Source organism: Bartonella quintana (assembly GCF_009936175.1).
Lineage (GTDB): Bacteria > Pseudomonadota > Alphaproteobacteria > Rhizobiales > Rhizobiaceae > Bartonella > Bartonella quintana.
In genome coordinates, this window is record NZ_AP019773.1 from 291429 (window position 1) to 313074 (window position 21646).

Sequence of the window (21646 nt, forward strand, 5' to 3'; positions counted from 1 at the left end):
GTTTACTAAGTTTATGATGCATAGGCTAGTATGTTTTCAGTTATAGGGAGGTTTTATTCATGAAAATTGCTCTGCAGATGGATCATATTTCAACACTTCAAATTCAAGGGGATACGACATTTGCACTTGCTTTAGCAGCGCAAGAACGCAGACATTCTCTTTTCCATTATACACCAGATCGTTTGTCTATGTGCGATGGTTGTGTGATTGCGCAATTGGAAGCATTGACGGTGCATGATCAAGAGGGGCATCACTATCAATTGGGGAATCCTGTCCGCACACAGTTGATGGATATGGATGTGGTTCTTTTACGGCAAGATCCGCCCTTTGATCTCAATTATATCACCACGACTCATTTGTTAGAACGTATTCATCCTAGGACATTAGTTGTGAATGATCCAACATGGGTGCGCAATAGTCCAGAAAAAATTTTTGTGACTGAATTTTCTGATTTAATGCCAGAAACGTTAATTACGAAAGACATTGAAGAAATAACGGCTTTTAGAGCTACGTTTGGTGATATTATTATCAAACCACTTTACGGCAATGGGGGAACAGGTGTCTTTTACTTAAAACGGGATGATCACAATTTAGCATCGCTGTTGGAAATGTTTGCACAAAATTATCGCGAACCTTTTATTGTTCAGCGCTATTTAGATGCAGTGCGAAAAGGGGATAAACGAATTATTTTGCTTGATGGTACACCTGTTGGAGCGATTAATCGGATTTCAGCAGAAATGGATGTGCGTTCTAATATGCATGTTGGAGGTTGTGCAGAAAATATTGATTTAACAGAACGTGATTATGAGATTTGCAAGCGCATTGGTCCAGCTTTGCGGGAACGTGGTCTTCTTTTGGTGGGGATTGATGTAATTGGAGATTATATAACAGAAATCAATGTGACATCTCCTACTGGAATTCGTGAAATTAAACGTTTTGGTGGCCCAGATATTGCTCATCTTTTCTGGGATGTCGTTGAATCCAAGCGTTCAAATTAAATTTTTTAAGCAGAGGGTTAAAAGGTGATTTTGTCAGAAAAATTATGAATGTTGTTTTTTTATATTTGTCATGCTGCAAATATGAATTAAAATTTAGATTATCATATAATGAACAAGAGATCCTGATTCACATTCTAGGGAGTTTATGGATGAAAAAATTATTATCAGTTGGAGTGGGACTGGTTTTTGTGGTTTTGTTGTCAGTGAATGTTGGCAATGCACGCGATCAAATTCAGATAACTGGTTCATCTACTGTTTTACCGTATCAAAAAATTGTTGCTGAAATATTTGGAGAAATTTACCCTCATTTAAAGATTCCAGTGATCGAATCAGGTGGTTCAGGTGCGGGTATTAAGGAATTTTGCCGTGGCATTGGGGAGAGCACAATTGATATCGTTAATTCTTCGCGAGCAATGAGGCCTAGTGAATTACAGTCTTGCTTTGATGCTGGTGTAAAAGATGTTGAAGAAATACGCATCGGCTATGATGGTATTGTTTTTGCGACAGATATAAATGGTCCTGATTGGAAATTAGAGCCAATAGATGTTTATAGGGCGCTCGCTGCTCAAGTTGTTGTGAATGGGAAATTGCAGTCAAATAAAATTTCGAAATGGAAGGCGATCAAGAGCACTCTTCCTGATTGGCCAATAGCAGCTTATATTCCTGGCGAAAAACATGGAACGCGTGAAGTTTTTGAAGAAAAATTGCTAGTTGCAGGCTGTAAGGCCAGTGGAGCAGTTGAAGCGATGAAATTTTTGGGAATGGATGATAAGGCGATCCATGCTGCTTGTATTGCTGTACGTAAGGATGGAAAGGTGATTGATATTGATGGTGATTATTCTGAAACATTTGCACGTCTGACTTCGAATAAAACAGGGATTGGTGTTTTTGGTTTATCTTTTTATGAAAATAATGCTGATAGGCTAAAGGTTGCAGACATTAATGGTTTTGCGCCAACTGTTGAAACAATTTCTAGTGGCAAATATCCGATTTCTCGTCCACTTTTCTTCTATGTTAAAAAAGCGCATTTGAATATTATTCCAGGTTTGCGGGAATATGTTGATTTTTTTCTTTCTGATCAAATGATTGGTCCAAATAGTCCATTGGCTGAATATGGTTTGGTTGTTGCTTCTGACAAGGAGCGTCAAGCACAGCGTTCTGCTTTTTCTGCTGGCCGAGTGATGACTTTGAAATAATTTTCTAATTTGTAATGTAGGAGTTTTCTGAGCTGTTCCTTGTAAAAATTGAGAGACAATATGCGCATTTCCTGTATTATTTTTTTCCTATTGCTTCTTGGTTTTATTGGCTTTTGTATTTCTTATATGCGGGCTCGCTATCTTGAATACACACAATACAAGATGCATTCTCGTGCATATTATTACGGCTGGTGGACATTTTTGATAACTGTTATTCCTGCTCTCGTTTTTTTAATTTTTTGGGATAGTGGGAGTGCAATTTATTTAGAATATAGCGCTTCGCGAGAAATTGGTGCGTATAGTGCACGCGTGACAGAAGTTGTTAATTATGACATTATTTTAGGGGCTATCCGTAGTCTGGTTAAAATGATTCAACACTTTGAGGGGGATCTTATTAAGGCTTCGTATGAAGAAGTGCAGGCGCAATTATTCGCGAAAGGGTTTGTTTTGCCTCGTGAAGCACCAGATGATGTATTAAGGATAGCGCAATCATGGGTTTCTTCTTCTGAAAAGTTACAATTTATTGGTCATGGTTTGCTTTTTATAATTGCATCCTTTGGTTTTATCTGTGGAATTATGCAAATTACTCCATATCAGCGTGCGCGCAATAAAGTTGAGTGTTTGATTGTTATAGGGTTGGTTTGTGCGTCTATAATTGCAGTTTTGACGACAGCAGCTATTGTACTCTCTCTGTTTTTTCAGACAGTAAGTTTTTTTCAGTCTGTATCTTTTTCAAATTTCTTTTTTGGAACAGTTTGGGATCCGCGGTTTTCAGCCAGTGGTTCGGGCAATGAAGTGGGGCAATTTGGTTTAATACCGCTCCTTATTGGTACACTTTATATTGCGTTTGTAGCAATGCTTTTTGCTGTTCCTATTGGATTGTTTTCGGCTTTTTATATGGCCGAGTATGCTTCTGTTCGATTGCGGTCAATTGTGAAGCCATTGTTGGAAGTGCTTGCTGGTATTCCAACCATTGTTTATGGTTTTTTTGCTTTGAAGGTTGTAGGACCATTTTTACATGATTTGTCTGTTTCTCTCTCTGATGGTGTTGGTTTTATTATGGCCCAAAGCATTTTGACAGCTGGATGTGTGATGGGGATTATGTTGATTCCTTTTGTTTCCTCCTTGTCGGATGATGTTATTACAGCTGTCCCCCGTTTTTTGCGCGAAGGATCTTATGGTCTAGGAGCAACACAATCTGAAACGATTAAAAAAGTTATTATACCGGCAGCGCTCCCAGGAATTATAGGAGCGATTTTATTGACAGCATCACGCGCAATTGGGGAAACAATGATTGTGGTTTTGGCAGCAGGTGTTGCAGCAAATTTAACGCTTAATCCATTTGAAGCAATGACCACGATGACGGTGAAGATTGTTAATCAATTAACAGGTGATTTTGAATTTAATTCTCCACAAACTCTTGTCGCTTTTGCTTTAGGGACGACGCTTTTTATTGTGACCCTTTTGTTGAATATTCTTTCTCTTTACATTATGCGTAAATATCGGGAACAATATGAATGAGTGAGGCTTTTTTTTTGCATCGGCGTAATATTGGCATCAAACGTCGATATTGGGCTGAACGTCGTTTCCGGGCGTACGGTTTGATTGCCATTTTTATTGGTTTGTTTTTTTTGTTCGCTCTTTTATGGTCGATCATGAGTCAGGGGTATGCAGCTTTTTTTCAAAGCGAGATGACTCTGTCGATTTACTTGGATGAAAAGGTCATTGATCCAAATGGTCAGCGTGAAACAAATCCACAGGTGCTTATAACAGCAAATTATCCGCTTCTTGTACAAAATGCTTTGGCGACAAAGCTTGGTATAGATCAAAATAATCGAGTAGCTTTGCGGGATGTTAACCGTATGTTTTCAAACAGCGTACGTGTTCAACTACGTGAAATGGTGACAAAGAATCCAAAGCTGATTGGAAAAACGCGAAAAATCAAAGTCTTAGCATCAGCAAATATTGATGCTGCTTATAAAGGACAGATTGATTTGCATGTAGCAGAAAAAAACCGCAAAGTTTCTAATCGCCAAGTAGAATGGATGAGACGCTTAGCGTATGATGGTACGCTTTATAAAACATTCAATTTTGGTTTTTTTACCTTTGGTGCTTCAAGTCGCCCTGAGACTGCAGGGTTAGGGGTTGCGATAATCGGTTCTTTTTACATGATAGCTATAGTTTTAGTGATTTCGCTACCAATAGGGATAGCGACAGCTCTTTATCTTGAAGAGTATGCACGCAAAAATAAATTTACGGATTTTATTGAAGTTAATATCAATAATCTTGCGGCTGTTCCTTCGATTGTTTTTGGTCTTTTAGGACTTGCAGTTTTTGTTAATTTTTTTGGGTTACCGCGTTCAGCGTCTTTTGTTGGTGGACTTGTTTTGGCTCTTATGACGCTCCCAACAATCATTATTGCGACACGTTCCGCTTTGCGGGCTGTTCCTCTCTCTATTCGCGCGGCAGCTTTAGGATTGGGAGCATCGAAAACACAAATGGTTTTTCATCATGTTGTTCCTTTAGCTGCGCCTGGTATTTTGACTGGTACGATTATTGGTGTAGCTCAGGCTCTGGGTGAAACTGCCCCTTTGCTTTTGATTGGAATGGTTGCTTTTGTTGCGAATATTCCTGTTACACCAATGGATCCGGCGACAGCTCTACCAGTTCAAATTTTTATGTGGGCAAGTGAGGCAGAGCGCGCTTTTGTTGAAAAGACATCGGGTGCTATTATCGTATTAATGGTTTTTCTCTCTGTCATGAACATTTCTGCTGTTTTTTTACGTCGACGATTTGAAAGGCGCCGATAACTTCTATAAAGCAGTAATCTCGATAACGTTTGTGTTCTAAAGTAAGGTGAATTCTGTAATGAAGATTAAAATGCGTGGTCAAGATGTGAAAGTTTTTTACAAAGACAAAGAAGCACTCCATGGTATTACGCTTGATATTCCTGAACATAAGGTTACTGCCTTAATTGGTCCTTCAGGGTGCGGAAAGTCGACCTTTTTGCGTTGTTTTAATCGTATGAATGATACAATTGAAGGTGCTAAAATAACAGGTCTTATTACCTTAGATGGAGAAAATATTTATGATTCGCAAATTGATGTTGTAGAATTGCGTGCGCGTGTTGGTATGGTTTTTCAAAAACCTTGTCCTTTTCCAAAATCTATTTTTGAAAATGTTGCTTACGGGCCACGCATTCATGGTTTAGTCAAATCGCGTGCCGAATTGCATGATATTGTTGAAAAAAGTTTAAGACAGGCAGGTTTATTTGAAGAAGTAAAAGATCGCCTTCATGAGACAGGGACAAGTTTGTCAGGAGGGCAGCAACAGCGCTTGTGTATTGCGCGTGCTATTGCGGTTAGTCCTGAAGTTATTTTAATGGATGAGCCCTGTTCGGCTCTTGATCCAATTGCAACAGCACGTATTGAAGAACTTATCGATGCATTACGAAAAGATTATACAATCGTCATTGTGACGCATTCAATGCAGCAGGCAGCGCGTGTTTCTCAATATACAGCCATGTTTCATCTAGGGCATTTGGTCGAAGTTGGTGCAACTGAAATGATATTCACCTCACCAAAAGAGCAACGTACACAAGATTATATTACGGGGCGTTTTGGATAGATGAATTGAGGAGTATAGAATATGTCTATGAAACATACTGTTCGTTCTTATGATGCAGAACTAAAATATTTGGAAGCAAAGATTACAGAAATGGGCGGTTATGCGGAAAGAATGATTGAAAATTCTGTCGCATCGATTGTGCGGAATGATCTTCAGCTTGCTACGACAGTTATTGCCGATGATCTGTTTTTAGATGAAGCAGAACGCAACATTGATGAAAAAGCGATTACAATTATTTGCAAGCGCCAACCGATGGCTGTTGATCTACGTGAAATTGTTGGTGCTATTCGCATTTCTTCTGATCTTGAGCGGATTGGGGATATGGCTAAAAATATTGCTAAGCGGACAGTTGCACTTTCAGAAATACGTCAACCGAAAGCTTTTTACTGTGGACTTGAAACAATTACAGTTTTGGCACTCAATCAGTTAAAGGAAGTATTGAATGCTTACAAGAGCCGTTTATTGGATCATGTTGATGCAGTCCGCGAGCGTGATGGTCAAATTGATGCTCTGTATACCTCTCTTTTTCGTGAACTTTTAACTTATATGATGGAAGATATGCGCAATATTACGGTTTGCACGCATTTACTTTTTTGTATAAAAAATATCGAACGAATTGGTGATCATGTCACCAATATTGCTGAAACACTTCATTATATCATAACGGGTTATCATATGTCTTTTGATCGTCCCCGCGATGATCTGACCTATAAAGTTGGGGTAGATGAGCAAAAAATAGATTAAATTTTTTCTCAGATGCATACAATGATTTTGTTACTGAAGATAAGGAGTATTGGGCGCTTTCTTTCAGTATAGCTGGAGAAGGGAATATGGTCTACGCATTATGGGTAATGGCAAAAAAGCAAAGGGGTTTTTAAAGGTAATACTGCAGATTTTTTTTAATTCTTAGTTTAATGCATTTGGATAGGGGATGGTGTCATCACTTATGTTTTAGCCAGAGGGAAAGAACCCTTCTGATCATTTTATTAAAACTTGTAGTAATTCATATTGATTGTTTCAATATTGATGTAGACAATTTTAGTGCCGAATTTTTCGGTATTAAAGTGAATTGTATGGCTTCATACTTTTTGAGGCAGGGGGAATTTAAAATTTTGATTGTACACATCATAACTTTTCAAAGATGATACTTTGAGTCTAACAGAATTTTTTTAATGCTTTCTAGATCGTCTTTTTTGTATACATAAATGTTAGATAATTTTCAGAGAGGTAGTCTTTTGTTGCGATTGAAGCGTGGGGATTGATATTGGATGATCTCCATCTAGTCGTTAGTAATAAATATTGTTAATGTGTCTACTTTATGAAATGATCGATTCTTCAAAGTAAGAGTTTTTTTTATATTTCGCATAAATGCTTTTTAATTCCTAATTTTATTACTGCTTGTATTAAAATTTTACTAAGTTATAACAATTGCCGTATATTTTCTTTGAAGATACATTTAAAACGCATTCAAATTTTGAATATTTCAAAGATAGAAAAATATGTTGCATAAGATGAAAGAGAAATGTTGGGCTATTTTTGTTAGCTGTTGTGTAGCTGTAGCACCGTTGGTTGTTGTGGGATGTGCTTCAGATCATTTTAGTGCTCGAAAGGGCAATGATAACAAGAAAATAAAAGCAGAGATGTATCCGTTGACAGAGCGCGAATGTCTCATGCGTGCAATGTATTTTGAATCGAATCGCACAAGCCGTGAAGGGATGATTGCAGTGGGAACGGTTGTTATGAATCGTGTTAATTCAACTGCTTATCCAAAGACGATTTGCGGCGTTGTCGGTCAGTACAAACAGTTTGCTCCCGGTGTTTTAACACGTCCTATGACAGAGCCGGCATCCGTTGCTCGTGTTAGAGAGGCAGCTAATGCTGTTTTACACGGTGAACGGGATAAGAAAGTTAAAAACGCTAAATTTTTTCATACCGCTGGTTTATCTTTTCCTTATAAAAACATGCACTATGTACGTGTTGCAGGAGGGAATGCTTTTTATGAAAAGCGATCCCGTGATGGATCGCTTCAGGTTCCTACGAATGATCGTTCTTATGATGTTGCTTATGCTTTTGCCCAAGAACAACATTCTGGCAATGCGCCCAGTTTCATGGATACAAGCTTAGCAGGCAAGGGAATAAAAACAGAGGAAAGACGAAATGCCTCTCCTTCGGTAAAGATAGCACAGGTGAGCAAGGTACGTACTACACCTTTTGTTGTGGCACAGCTTGATAAAGTTCCTATTCCCACATATGCACCTAATCGTCCAGATGAGAAAGGGGAAGCTAAACCCGTTACAGTGTATACTATGCCCTCATCAGATCAGTTAATTGCAATTGTTGCAATGTTAGAAGAACAGTACAGAATCCGGTAATTTTTTCACAATCACAAGGAAGGGTATTGGTAATGTACTTTGATATTCATGAGATAATTTCGCCTGAAATGCTTAATCGCCTTGCAGAAATTACGGTAAAAGTCGGGCTAAATTTACAAGAGGGGCAGGATCTTGTTTTAACTGCTCCAGTTTCAGCATTACCTTTTGTTCGGCGTATTGCATATCATGCTTATAAAGTTGGAGCTGGTGTGATTACACCAATTTTTAGTGATGATATGTTATCGCTTACACGTTTTGAAAATGCACATACTGCTAGTTTTGATTGTGCACCTTCTTGGCTGTATAAGGGAATGGCGAAGGCTTTTGAAAATGGGGCTGCGCGTTTAGCTATTGTTGGTGATAATCCTTTTCTGTTTTCCAATCAAGATTTTGATAAGGTTACACGTTTAAATAAGGCGACTTCAATGGCTTATCAGCCTGCTCTCAAAAAAATATCAAATTTTGCCGTGAATTGGTCGGTTGTTGCTTATCCAACAGCAGGGTGGGCTGAGGCGATGTTCCCTTCTTTGCCACTTAATGAGGCGATTAAGAAATTAGCTGATGCAATTTTTTCTGCTTCACGTGTTACGCAAGAGGATCCAGTGCATGCCTGGGTTGTCCATAATGCAACTTTGAAGCAGCGATCATCTTGGCTTAATGAACAGCGTTTTTCTGCTCTATATTTTACAGGGCCAGGGACTGATTTAATGGTTGGTTTGGCAGATGATCATGAATGGCATGGTGGTGCATCAGTTGCCCAAAATGGTGTTGTCTGCAATCCTAATATTCCGACAGAAGAAGTATTCACTACTCCTCATGCTCATAAGGTTGAAGGTTTTGTTCGTTCGACGAAGCCTCTTTCCTATCAAGGAGCGCTCATTGATAATATTGAGGTGCGATTTGAAGCGGGGTGTATTGTTGATGCACGTGCTTCGACGGGGAGGGAAGTTTTGCAACAGGTTTTGCAAATTGATGAAGGGGCTAGTCGATTGGGCGAAGTTGCTCTTGTTCCACATTGTTCACCAATTTCTAAGAGCAATCTTCTTTTTTATAATACATTGTTTGATGAAAATGCTGCATGTCATATTGCTTTAGGGCAGTGTTATTCCAAGTGCTTTTTAGATGGAGCATCATTGACGGCAGAGGAAATTTCAGCGCGTGGTGGTAACAAAAGTGTGATTCATATTGACTGGATGATTGGATCTGATGAAATCGACATAGACGGCATTACGCAGGATGGTATGAGAGTTCCTGTATTTCGTAAGGGTGAATGGGCTTAATATTATTTTTTTCGATGGTATTTTGTTGGAAAATGCGTCATTATTTAAGAAAATAGATGCCTGAACTCCCTGAAGTAGAAACAGTTCGTCGTGGACTTGAGCTGGTTATAACTGGTGCAAAGATTATATCAATCACGCTTAATCGTAGAGATTTACGATTTCCTTTCCCTGAGGCCTTTTCTGAGAGGCTTGTGGGCAGAACAATTATGGAACTTGGTCGACGCGCGAAATATTTGTTATTCCATCTTTCGCAAAATGAAACAATTTTGAGCCATTTAGGAATGTCGGGATCATGGCGTATAGAGGATGATCTTTTAAGAAAAACATATTCTGCTGCAGGGAAATTTGTTAAGCATGATCACTTTCTCATGGATATTCAAGCAAAGGATGGCAAAGTTTATCATCTTACTTATAATGATGTTCGTCGTTTTGGGTTTATGCTTTTACTAGATACAAACAGGCTTTATGAGCATCCGCTTTTAAAGAAACTAGGGCTCGAGCCTTTGAGCAATGAGTTTTCTGGTCGTTATTTACAAGAAGCTTTTGTTAATAAAAAAATATCTCTCAAAGGAGTCTTACTTGATCAGTCTATTATTGCAGGTCTTGGGAATATTTATGTTTGCGAAGCGCTTTGGCGTAGTCGCTTGTCTCCACAACGTGGAGCATTCACCTTAGCATTGAAGACTGTACGTGCACGCGAATTTGCAGATTCTTTAGCGCAGAATATACGCAATGTGATTGCTGAAGCAATTTCTTTTGGTGGATCTACTTTACGGGATTATATTCGTACAGATGGCTCACTTGGTTATTTTCAACATTCTTTTTCAGTTTATGGACGAGAAGGCAAAGAATGCTTTCAATGTGGAACACCTATTACACGTATTTCACAGTCTGGACGCTCAAGCTTTTACTGTTCACAGTGTCAAAAATAAATAAGATGTCTTGCAAAATCCTACAAGAGGCTTAAAGTCACATCTATAATTATAATTACACAAGGCTTAGGAGTTTTTTTTATATGCTAGATAAAGTGCTAACACATCTTGATGCAAATATAGAAAAGAACCTTGAACGCCTTTTTTCATTTTTACGTTTTCAATCGATTTCTACAGACTCGGCTTATAAAGATGAGTGTCGTAAAGCTGCTGATTGGTTAGTGGAGGATTTAAAAAGCATTGGCTTTGAAGCTTCGCGCCGTGATACACCGGGTCATCCAATAGTTGTTGGGCATCATCCAGGACCTTCAGATGAGTGTCTGCATGTGTTGTTTTACGGACATTATGATGTTCAACCCGTTGATCCGCTGAGTTTATGGGAGGATGACCCATTTACACCTTCTTTAAAAGAGAGAGAGGGAGAGGAAGTTATTTGTGCTCGTGGAGCTTCAGATGATAAAGGTCAGTTCATGACGTTTATTGAGGCATGTCGTGCGTTTAAGAAAGAAACGGGGCAGCTTCCTGTGAGAGTTACTGTTTTATGTGAAGGTGAAGAAGAAAGTGGATCTCCTTCTCTTGTTCCTTTTTTGAAAGCAAATAGGAATGAGTTTAAGGCTGATTGCGCATTGGTTTGTGATACATCGATGTGGGATGCAGATACACCATCTGTTTCTGTTACTCTTCGGGGAATGTTTGCAGAAGAGATTATTATCACAGCAGCTAACTGTGATTTGCATTCTGGTTATTTTGGGGGAGCAGCAGCTAATCCCATTCGTATTTTAGCTAAAGTTTTGGCAAGTCTTCATGACGAAAATAATAGAGTAACAATTCCTGGTTTTTATGATGGAGTAGAAGAAACACCTCCCCAGATTTTGCAATCATGGAATGTGCTTAATTGCAATGCTGAAAATTTTCTTGGTCCTATTGGGCTTTCCATTCCTGCTGGTGAAAAAGGACGGAGCATTTTAGAACTTATATGGGCGCGTCCTACAGCAGAAATTAATGGTATTAGTGGTGGCTATGAGGGAGAGGGAATTAAAACAGTTATTGCTTCTCAAGCGAGTGCAAAGGTTTCTTTTCGCTTAGTGCATAAGCAAGATCCAGAGAAAATACGTCAAGCCTTTCGTGATTATGTGCGTAGTCTTATTCCTGCTGACTGTACAGTTGCATTTAAGGAGCATGGTGCTTCTCCAGCAATTCAGCTTCCCTATGATTCCCCTTTTATCGAGACAGCGAAGGATGCTTTATCGCAAGAGTGGAGTAATCCGGCTTTGTTAACAGGCATAGGTGGTTCGATCCCAATTGTTGCAGACTTTCAGTCAATTCTTGATATGGAAACTGTTTTGGTTGGATTTGCATTAGCTGATGACCGTATTCATTCACCTAATGAAAAATATAATCTTAAGTCGTTTCATAAGGGGCAACGGTCTTGGGTACGTATTCTTGACGCTTTAGCAAAAACAGGAGGATAGATGAAAGAAATTCGTGTTCATCAAGGTGATTTACCAAACTTGGACAATTATCAAATTGACGCTGTTGCGGTTGATACCGAAACTTTAGGGTTACAACCGCACCGTGATCGTTTATGTGTTGTTCAGCTTTCTTCTGGAGATGGTACTGCTGACATTATACAGATTGCTAAAGGACAAAAGAGTGCTCCTAATTTGGTCAAATTGCTTAAAGATAAGGCGATTACTAAAATATTCCATTTTGGGCGTTTTGATCTTGCTATTTTAGCATATACATTTGGTGTTATGCCGGATGTCGTTTTTTGTACAAAGATTGCTTCAAAACTTACTCGTACTTACACGGATCGTCATGGATTAAAGGAAATTTGTTGTGAATTGTTGAATGTAAATATTTCTAAACAGCAACAATCTTCGGATTGGGCAGCGGAAATTTTGTCACGTGCACAGATTGAATATGCTGCTTCGGATGTTTTATATTTGCACCGTTTAAGAGATATCTTTGAAGAACGCTTAAAGCGTGAAGAACGAGAGAATGTTGCGAAGGCATGTTTTCAGTTTTTGCCGATGAGGGCGAAACTTGATCTTTTGGGATGGTCGGAGGTTGATATTTTTGCACATAGCTGAGTTTAAGAATTTGCTTTTAAACCGAGAGTAGAGAGAATTATTAATGCAATAGAATAAAATGCCCATATCTTATAGGCATTTGTATTTTTTGTTCTCTCGTTTTTTTTGATTAATGCTTTTTATGACAGAATTCTTATGGAGTGAGCGCTCTTTAATTTGAAGAGTGCACACTACAAAGTCCATTTATGAATCCCTGCTTTTTGTGTTTATAACTGTCTTTGTTTTTTAGTTGAACAAAAAGAGACGGGCAGTTTTATGGGGAGGCAGTGGCAGAAAATGTGGGTAATAATGTCACATAGAAGGTTTTCCATACGAATGCTGTCGGTATAGGGTGAAATGCTCTTGCGAGCGAAGTGTGTTGCTAAACATCCGTTTGGTATTTTACATTTGACGGTGCATTGTGTTCTTATTGGTTACAAAATCAGTGATTTCTATGTTTGTATAGAAGAATTCCCATTTATTTTAAAATTAAAGTGCTGGAGGGTTTTTTAGAGAGCTCTCTTTTTTCTATGGAAATTTGAAGCGAGGGCACTAGATAAAACCCATTATGGATATTATGGAGATAAATCTATGAACATAAGATATTTTATTACAGCTTCTGCTACTTTTGTTTCAATCTTTGTGGCTCAGGCAGCTACAGCCGGTCTTGTGGTTACTCAAAAGCTGGTAGAGCAAGTTTCTTCTAAAAATTTTTTTTCTCGTGAACAGGTTAGCAAACCTTTAGGTGAAACTTTACGAGCGAAATTTTCTTCTATTGATAATAATCAAGGGAAACAAGCTGTTGAGTTAGTACTTGTAGCCTCGTCTTTAGCTAAAAAAGGAGGTTTAAAATCGGGAAAGAAATTAGGACGCCCTCGATTTTCGCGAGGCCCGATGAGTTTTTAGTAAGCGAAGCAGCAACATCAGGAGGTGTGATTTTATTCTTGTTAATCAATGAAGTCTAAAGAAGCGGGGTACTTTTGCCGGCTTGAAAGATGGGAAAGGCTGTTCATTTGCGCTTGTAATTGTGGTGCAGGTTTTATAGTGACGGGGGAGACCATTCGTGGAAGATGTGGGTATTCCGATTTCGGAATGATGAGTGGGTGTAATGGCAAATGCATAGTTACAAAGTCTGAGCGGGGAGGGCTGGTTTATAGATTTTATTGGTGATTTAAAGTGTTATAAAGTTTCTTTTGGGTTGTGTTGTTTTTACTGCAGAAGTTTCAAGATTCAAGATGCTTCGTGTTTCCTAATCAACATCAGTTGTTTTTTTGTTCAGGTTGATTTTGAGTAAGATTGGGTTTGAAGATTTGAAGAGAGTTTTCTGGCTTAGTGCAGAGGTTATACCTCAGTTTTCCGGTTACAGAGGTAGTTTTTATGCAAGTTCCAGCGTTTATTCTGAAGTATTGGTACGATTTAGCCTTAACGAGCATAAAATAGATGGCCAACATTACCTAGGATTGTGCAAATGCTTTGAAGAATTTTCTAAAGGGTGGAAGAAGCAGAAATAAAATGGCGAGATTGATCTTTAACAAAATATCAAATGCATAAAGAGTCTCATTTTTAAAGAAAAATGCGCTAGAGGTGTGAGAGTGTGTGGATTTTTTGCCATCTGTATGGTGTTTTGTGTTGTTAGGGGTTTTTTTTGAAGTGTAGATGCAAGCTTTCCTTTGTAGTTATGAGAGAGAAATTTTATGGATCAAGTCAGTGATCGGGGAATGCGATGGTTAAAGCCGAAGATGTTGTTTGTGTACGTCCATACAGGTAGGAGTATTGCATTTTGCAATGACGGAGAGTTCCTTCACAGGGAGAGTATGTTGTCCAAATTTTGTATATAAAGAACAGCATTAATGACAAGAGAATAATTTTTGCTCTGTCATAACCTAGAAATTCTCATTTTACAGATATTACGTATTAAACGACTAAAGGGAGAAGATCTTTGACGTTCTTCTTGTTTTTTTTATGGGTGTATCATTTTTACTACAGATATCTATAGTTGTAGCTCTATATGAGACCAGGTGTTCAAATATTAAGCTATGGAGAGAAAATTATGAATATGAAATGGTTAATAACGGCTTCTGCTTTTGCTTTTGTTTCAGCTTCAACAGTGCAGGCAGCTGATGTTGTTGTTCCCCCTAGATCTACACCCATTGCACCAGTTATTGTTGCTCCCACTTTTTCCTGGACAGGTTTTTATATTGGTGGCCAGATTGGTGGTTTTTCGAGCAAAACGAAGATGAATATTCTTGCTAACGGAAAAACCTTTCCGGTGAAAGATGACTTTTTGCCTAAATTGTCAGGTTTCATGGGTGGCATTTATGCCGGCTCTAATGTTGATCTCGGTAATGGTCTTATTTTAGGTGTTGATACAGATATTATTTGGTCTGATAAAGAGGATACAAAAACGGGGAAAGTATATGAGGTTATTGCCCAGCATATACCATATATTAAGAAGATGCTAACGGAGGCTGGAATTGCCATTAGTGAAAATGACCTCAAACCTGGTGTTAAACGAGTGCACAGTTTTACTTTTAAAGAAAAGTGGGCTGGTGCTACGCGGGTACGGATTGGTTTTGCTGCTGAACGCATTATGCCTTATATTGCTGGTGGTATTGCCTATACACAGCTTCAAGATATCGCGTCAATATCAATAAAAAACAAGGATTCAAGTAAAGTAATTGCTTCTGGTAACCTGTCTGATGAAACGAAGACGTTTGTTGGTTACACCCTTGGTGCTGGTGTTGATTTGGCAATGACCAATAATGTTATTGTCCGTGCGGAATATCGTTACTCAGATTTTGGTAAAAAGAAATTTACAAAAGGAAAACTTGAAACTTCTTACAAAACCAATGATTTTCGCGTTGGTGTGGCTTACAAATTTTAACGTCTTGTAAGCTTAAATTGCTAAGAGGCCCTGTCTTTGGCGGAGCCTCGGGTGTTTTTTGTGATATTATTGTCACAGGGCTCATATTATCATGCAGGCAGAATATCGTTACACGTTGATTTTTGTAAAAGGAAATTTGTAAACAACAAACAGGAGTTTAACTGTAACTCCAATAGCTTCGGCATATATGTAACTTACAAACTTTCCTGTAGAACGAAGTTGTTAAGAGGCTTCTATTTTCATAACTGTGTCGTTTTTACTACAGATTTTTTTGCATAGGTGTGTAACATATGCTTCATAAATGAAGGAGCACAGCTTATGAATATAAAATCTTTAATAACGACTTCTGTTATCGCTTTAGTTTCCGCTTCTGCGGCACAAGCTGCTGATATTATTGCTACTCATGAAGCAGCGCCAGTTATTACTACCCCTACCTTTTCTTGGACAGGTTTTTATATTGGTGGCCAGATTGGGAATTTTACAAGTGATAATAAAATAAAGGGTCTAGGAAAAGAAACAAGCATTTTTACTAAAGAGTTAACACCTCAGCTTTCAGGCATTGTGGGAGGTATTTATGCAGGTTCCAATATAGATCTTGGAAGTGGTCTGATTCTAGGGGTTGAAACCGATGCAATTTGGGCTGATTGTGAAGCAACGAAAACAAGCGTTACAAGAACTCTTTCTGTACCTCAAGCCAACTCTCTTAACGATGAATTTAAGGCTGCTAGAATTACGCTAAAGGATAAATTTTCAGAAAATGACACGATAAGCGATCATTATACTTACAAAGCACAATGGTTCGGTGCTACGCGGGCACGTATCGGTTTTTCTGCTTTTGACCGTGTGATGCCTTATTTTGCTGGTGGTGTTGCTTATGCGCGGATGCAGGGCATGAAGTCAGTTTCAGGAATGAATGCTGCTAAAAATAAAAAGTTGGGTGGGAGCTTGTATGATGAAACTAAGATGATGGTTGGTTTTACCGTTAGTGGTGGTGTTGATGTTGCAATGACCGGAAATGTTTTGCTGCGTGGAGAATACCGTTACTCAGATTTTGGTAAAAAGAAATTCTTAAATAATACACAGGAATTTAACTATAAAACCAATGATTTCCGTTTTGGTGTAGCTTATAAATTCTAATTGAGTGTAAATTAACACACGTCTGAATTATGAAGAGGCTTCGTTTTTAACGGGCCTCTATTTTTGTGATTGTATCATTTTTACTACAGATCTTTTAAAGATTACATGGATATGTATTGGTTTTATAGCTACTGGCTACATGAAGATTCTATGTCACTGATTAATATTGCCTTTATGCGTATGCGCGGATGCAGGGTGTCCATTTGGTTTTAGTAGAAAAAAGGTAGCAGACCAATCTACAGCATTTGTGCATATTATCTTGTATGATGGTAAGACGATGGTTAGTTTACCATTGGTGGTGAAATTAACCTGGCAATAATTGAATAATATTACTTTGCATTTTAGTTTCGCTTACAAATTCTCATTGAGTGCAAAAATATAAGAAGCTCTATCTTTGATAAACATTCTATTTTTTCTGTGGACTGTGGCATTTTTACTACAGATATTTTAAAAAGGTCTTTCTATATATACTTCGTTTTGGATATTTGGAGACATTTTATGAATACGAAACGTTTAATAACAGTATCTATTTTTGCATTGGTTTCAGCTTCTGCGGCACAGGCAGCTGATGTGGGAATTCCACATCAGTCAGCACCAACTTCTTTGCCAGTTATTGCAGCTCCTGCTTTTACGTGGACAGGTTTTTATGCGGGGATTCAAATTGGTGGTTTTTCAAGTAGAACTGATATGAGTATTGTTGGTAAGGGAAAAGCTGTACTACTAAGTAAAGATTTGTTGCCTAAACTTTCAGGTTTTGAAAGTGGTCTTTACGCCGGTTCTAATATTGATCTTGGTGATAACTTTATTTTTAATATCGATACAGATTTAATTTGGTCTGGACAAAAATACACAAAGACTATTTCTTTAGGCGCATCTGATAATGTTTCAGTAGACAATTTAGTCACAAGATCTCGCAGATCATTGCGATCAGCCGACGTACTACAAACATCAACATTATCAGCATTACTAAAGAAACAAGGAGAAACAAAAGTACGAAGAAAAGCACAAGCAACGGCACCAGCACCAGCACCAGCACCAGCAACGGCACCAGCAACGGCACCAGCACCAGCACCAGCACCAGCAACGGCACCAGCAACGGCACCAGCACCAGCAACGGCAGCATCGGTAGAAGCCCAAAGAAGAGAGAGATTACATTTAGCACGATCAGGTGATTCAGAACAAAAATTGGTGTCAGAACAATCAGTATCAGAACAAGCGCAATCAGGAATAGAATCTGCTGTCAATAAGCCAGTTAGTGCTCATCTCAGTGCACATCATGGTGCTGAACAGAGTGCTCATTCACACGGCGCTAATAATCCACACAGTAATCCGCATGGTGGATCGAGTGCAGCTGGACGGAGTGCACAAGGTGAGCAAACTGTGAATGAAAAAAGTGCTGGTGTATATGGTATAGAAGAAGTGAAGAAGGTGGCTTCTTCTCTCGGACTGGACCAAGGAGGTAGAGCTGAAACTTTAACCCATACTTTAAAACAAAATTGGGCTGGTGCTACACGGGTACGTATCGGTTTTGCTGCTGATCGCATTATGCCTTATGTTGCTGGTGGTATTGCCTATACACAGCTCCAAGATGTCGTGTCGATATCACTTAAGAAACAGGATGGAGAAGCGGTTTCTCATAAGAATTTAACCAATGAAACAAAGACCCTGATCGGTTATACTCTTGGTGGTGGTATTGACTTTGCAATGACTGACAATGTTTTACTTCGTGCGGAATATCGTTATTCAGGCTTTGGTAAAAAGAAATTTGCAAAGGAAAAGCTTGAAGTTAACTATAAAACCAATGATTTTCGTATTGGTGTAGCTTATAAATTCTAATTTATTATAAGACTAAGTTTTTAAAAGGTTCTGCCGGCGGTGGAGCCTTTATTTTTTTTGAGAGAATCATTTTGGGGTTTTCTTTCTTGATAGTTTCATGATAAAGCCCGTGAAATGTGATAATATATCTTCTTGATCGCTGCCTAATACGAATAATTCGCTCGGCTTTCCTCGTAGATCAAAAAACCAAAGTTGCAGGGTTCAGGGAAGTTATGAAAAAATGAAATCGTAAAAGTGGACAGGAATATTTCACAATGACTGTGAAAAATGAAACAATAGATTATTCGAAAACTCTTTATCTCCCACAAACAAATTTTCCAATGCGTGGGAGGTTGCCACAAAAAGAGCTTGAACTGATAGCACGATGGGACAATATGGGCCTTTATGCTCAATTGCGTCAGCAAGCAAAAGACCGCCCACTTTACATTCTTCATGATGGTCCTCCTTATGCAAATGGCCATATCCATATTGGGCATGCTTTAAACAAAGTGTTAAAGGATGTGATTATTCGTTCATTCCAAATGCGTGGTTTTAATGCAAATTATGTACCTGGTTGGGATTGTCATGGACTTCCGATTGAATGGAAAATTGAAGAAAAATATCGTGCGCAAGGCAAAAATAAAGATGATGTGCCCCTTAATGAATTTCGTCAAGAATGCCGTGAGTTTGCAAAATATTGGATAACTGTTCAAAGTGAAGAATTTAAACGTCTTGGTGTCGTCGGAGATTTTAACAGTCCCTACACGACAATGGCCTTTCATGCAGAAGCACGCATTGCCAGTGAATTGATGAAATTTGCTATGTCAGGTCAGATTTATCGTGGTTCAAAGCCTGTGATGTGGTCTGTTGTTGAGCGTACTGCTTTGGCTGAAGCAGAGATTGAATATCATGATTATGAATCAGAGGTTATCTGGGTTAAATTTCCTGTTTTGCAAGCCGATTCTAGTGACTTATGTGGTGCTTATGTTGTGATTTGGACAACGACTCCATGGACAATTCCTGGTAATCGTGCAGTGAGTTATTCTTCGCAGATTTCTTACGGTGTTTACGAGGTTGCAAGCACGCAAAATGATTTTGGTCCTCAAGTTGGGGAAAGACTTCTCTTTGCTGATGCTTTGGCTATGAGTTGTGCAGAAAAAGCAAAACTTGTTTTGAAGCGTTTGCGGATTATTTCTGCTGATGAGCTTAAAACTCTTTTTCTTTTTCATCCATTAAAAGGTTTGGCTGGAAGTTATAATGATAAGATTGCGATGCTTGATGGTGCGCACGTAACCGAGAATGCTGGTACAGGTTTTGTTCATACAGCGCCCAGCCATGGACGTGAAGATTTTGAAATTTGGAATGCTTATAAACCACTTTTGGAGCAGTCTGGTATTGATACATCTATACCGTTTCCCGTTGATGATGCTGGCTTTTATACGAAGGATGCTCCTGGTTTTGGACCAAACCGTGAAGGGGGGGCTGTGCGCGTTATTGATGATAATGGAAAAATGGGTGATGCCAATAAAGAGGTTATTAACGCTTTAATTAAAGCGAATCGGTTGTTTGCACGCGGTCGTTTAAAACATTCCTATCCTCACAGTTGGCGTTCGAAAAAACCGGTCATTTTCCGTAATACACCCCAATGGTTTATTTCGATGGATAAAGATCTTGGAGATGGTTCAACTTTACGCAGTCGGGCTTTAGAGGCTGTTTCGATGACGCGTTTTGTACCTTCTTCTGGTCAAAACCGTTTGGCTTCTATGATAGCAGATCGTCCTGATTGGGTTCTTTCTCGTCAACGTGCTTGGGGTGTTCCGATTTGTATTTTTGCGAATGAGGATGGTGTCATTCTTAAAGATGAGAGAGTGAATGAGCGTATTTTACGGGCTTTTGAAGCAGAAGGAGCGGATGCATGGTTTGCTGAAGGAGCCCGTGAGCGTTTTTTAGGTGAACGTGCACATGAATCTTGGGTTCAGGTCCTTGATATTCTTGATGTTTGGTTTGATTCTGGAGCGAGCCATAGTTTTGTATTAGAAGATCGGGATGATTTAAAATGGCCTGCTGATGTTTATTTTGAAGGATCTGATCAACATCGTGGGTGGTTCCAGTCCTCTCTTTTGGAAAGTTGCGGTACACGCGCTTGTTCCCCTTATAAAGCGGTAATCACACACGGTTTTACTTTGGATGAGAATGGCAAGAAAATGTCTAAATCTTTGGGAAATACAGTTGTTCCGCAAGAAATTATTAAAACATCTGGTGCTGATATTTTTCGTCTCTGGGTAATGACGACCGATTATTGGGAAGATCAGCGTTTAGGCAAACAAATTCTTCAGACGAATATGGATTTATATCGTAAATTGCGCAATGCGATTCGCTGGATGCTTGGAATTTTAGTACATGATGAAGGAGAAAAAATATCTTATTGTGCACTACCAGACCTTGAAAAATTTATATTGCATCGACTTTTTGAACTTGATCAGTTGATTAATCAAGCTTATGATGAATTTGATTTTAAAAAGATTATGCGCGCATTATTGGATTTTTCGATTACTGAGTTATCGGCATTTTATTTTGATATCCGCAAAGATTCTCTTTATTGCGATGCACCTTCATCAAAAAAGCGCAAGGCTTCCTTGCAAGTTATCCGTGAGATTTTTGAACGAATGGTAACATGGCTTGCTCCAATGTTGCCTTTTACTATGGAAGAAGCATGGTTGGAACATTCCCCCAAAAGTCATTCGGTGCATTTAGAGCAGTTCCGCTCTGTGCCAGGGGAATGGCAGAACGGATTTTTGGCTGAACGTTGGAGAAAGGTCCGGCAGGTCCGTAAAGTTGTGACGGGTGCTTTAGAGTTTGAACGAGCCGCCAAGCGTATTGGATCATCTTTAGAAGCAGCGCCTATTGTCTTTATTTCTAATCCGGTTTTACTGGAGGCGTTAGAAAATTTGGATATGGCAGAAATTTGTATCACCAGTGCTCTAACAATTACTCAGGATGTACCGCCTTCGGATGCTTTTATTCTAAGCGATGTTGAAGGCGTTGCTGTATATCCGGGCAAGGCCTTGGGTACAAAATGTGCTCGATCTTGGCGTTATACACAAGATGTTGGAAGCGATCCAGCTTATCCTGATGTATCTGCCCGCGATGCAGCTGCTTTGCGGGAGTTACAAATGCTCGGAAAGATTTAAAAGTTTTGGATTAGAGTGGAAAAGTGTAAGATTAAAAACAGCATTGTTATCATTTGAATTCTGTCATTGATGCGTATGGTTTTTTATGTTAATGGTAAGTTTCGTTCGTTTATCTTGGGGGGGGGTGTGCATGGATTTGGTC

16 protein-coding genes are annotated in these 21646 nt (G+C 38.9%); all 16 read left to right on the forward strand.

Features of this window, described 5'->3' with window-relative positions; all coding sequences use genetic code 11:
• The first annotated feature begins 59 nt into the window (after positions 1-59).
• The 16 genes from gshB (at position 60) to ileS (ending at position 21504) form a co-directional block, all read left to right on the forward strand.
• Positions 60-998 (forward strand): glutathione synthase, encoded by a 939-nt coding sequence (gshB, locus tag MF1_RS01135; RefSeq protein ID WP_161510275.1) that lies wholly within the window; start codon positions 60-62, stop codon positions 996-998.
• Positions 999-1147: 149 nt separating this feature from the next.
• On the forward strand, positions 1148-2194 hold the full coding sequence (locus MF1_RS01140) for a PstS family phosphate ABC transporter substrate-binding protein (protein WP_011179043.1): 1047 nt from the start codon (positions 1148-1150) through the stop codon (positions 2192-2194).
• 60 nt (positions 2195-2254) lie between these two features.
• The gene (gene pstC, locus MF1_RS01145; RefSeq protein WP_161510276.1) at positions 2255-3715 is read left to right on the forward strand and encodes a phosphate ABC transporter permease subunit PstC; all 1461 of its coding nucleotides are present in this window, start codon (positions 2255-2257) and stop codon (positions 3713-3715) included.
• On the forward strand, positions 3712-5004 hold the full coding sequence (gene pstA, locus MF1_RS01150) for a phosphate ABC transporter permease PstA (RefSeq protein ID WP_161510277.1): 1293 nt from the start codon (positions 3712-3714) through the stop codon (positions 5002-5004). Before pstC ends, pstA begins: the two co-directional genes overlap by 4 nt.
• Before the next feature lie 58 nt (positions 5005-5062).
• Entirely contained in the window at positions 5063-5821 is a 759-nt protein-coding gene (gene pstB / locus MF1_RS01155) for a phosphate ABC transporter ATP-binding protein PstB (RefSeq protein ID WP_014923755.1), read from the forward strand.
• Between the two features lie 21 nt (positions 5822-5842).
• Positions 5843-6565, forward strand: coding sequence for a phosphate signaling complex protein PhoU (gene phoU / locus MF1_RS01160; protein ID WP_011179047.1), 723 nt, complete (start codon positions 5843-5845; stop codon positions 6563-6565).
• A 767-nt stretch (positions 6566-7332) separates the two neighbouring features.
• A complete protein-coding gene (locus tag MF1_RS01165) occupies positions 7333-8193 on the forward strand; it encodes a cell wall hydrolase (protein WP_161510751.1) in 861 nt (286 codons plus the stop codon).
• Between the two features lie 32 nt (positions 8194-8225).
• On the forward strand, positions 8226-9473 hold the full coding sequence (locus MF1_RS01170; RefSeq protein WP_014923758.1) for an aminopeptidase: 1248 nt from the start codon (positions 8226-8228) through the stop codon (positions 9471-9473).
• Between the two features lie 56 nt (positions 9474-9529).
• Positions 9530-10405 (forward strand): bifunctional DNA-formamidopyrimidine glycosylase/DNA-(apurinic or apyrimidinic site) lyase, encoded by an 876-nt coding sequence (gene mutM / locus MF1_RS01175; protein ID WP_161510278.1) that lies wholly within the window; start codon positions 9530-9532, stop codon positions 10403-10405.
• 83 nt (positions 10406-10488) lie between these two features.
• Entirely contained in the window at positions 10489-11877 is a 1389-nt protein-coding gene (locus MF1_RS01180; RefSeq protein ID WP_161510279.1) for a dipeptidase, read from the forward strand.
• Positions 11878-12498, forward strand: a complete 621-nt coding sequence (locus tag MF1_RS01185; RefSeq protein ID WP_011179052.1) for a ribonuclease D — start codon at positions 11878-11880, stop codon at positions 12496-12498.
• Between the two features lie 570 nt (positions 12499-13068).
• On the forward strand, positions 13069-13383 hold the full coding sequence (locus MF1_RS01190) for a hypothetical protein (RefSeq protein WP_161510280.1): 315 nt from the start codon (positions 13069-13071) through the stop codon (positions 13381-13383).
• A 1144-nt stretch (positions 13384-14527) separates the two neighbouring features.
• Positions 14528-15361, forward strand: a complete 834-nt coding sequence (locus MF1_RS01195) for an outer membrane protein (RefSeq protein ID WP_042995291.1) — start codon at positions 14528-14530, stop codon at positions 15359-15361.
• 318 nt (positions 15362-15679) lie between these two features.
• The gene (locus MF1_RS01200; protein WP_014923763.1) at positions 15680-16498 is read left to right on the forward strand and encodes an outer membrane protein; all 819 of its coding nucleotides are present in this window, start codon (positions 15680-15682) and stop codon (positions 16496-16498) included.
• Positions 16499-16996: 498 nt separating this feature from the next.
• Complete coding sequence (locus tag MF1_RS01205) at positions 16997-18334, forward strand: outer membrane protein (protein WP_161510281.1); 1338 nt, start codon at positions 16997-16999, stop codon at positions 18332-18334.
• A 254-nt stretch (positions 18335-18588) separates the two neighbouring features.
• Positions 18589-21504, forward strand: coding sequence for an isoleucine--tRNA ligase (ileS, locus tag MF1_RS01210; RefSeq protein ID WP_161510282.1), 2916 nt, complete (start codon positions 18589-18591; stop codon positions 21502-21504).
• The last annotated feature ends 142 nt before the right edge of the window (positions 21505-21646 follow it).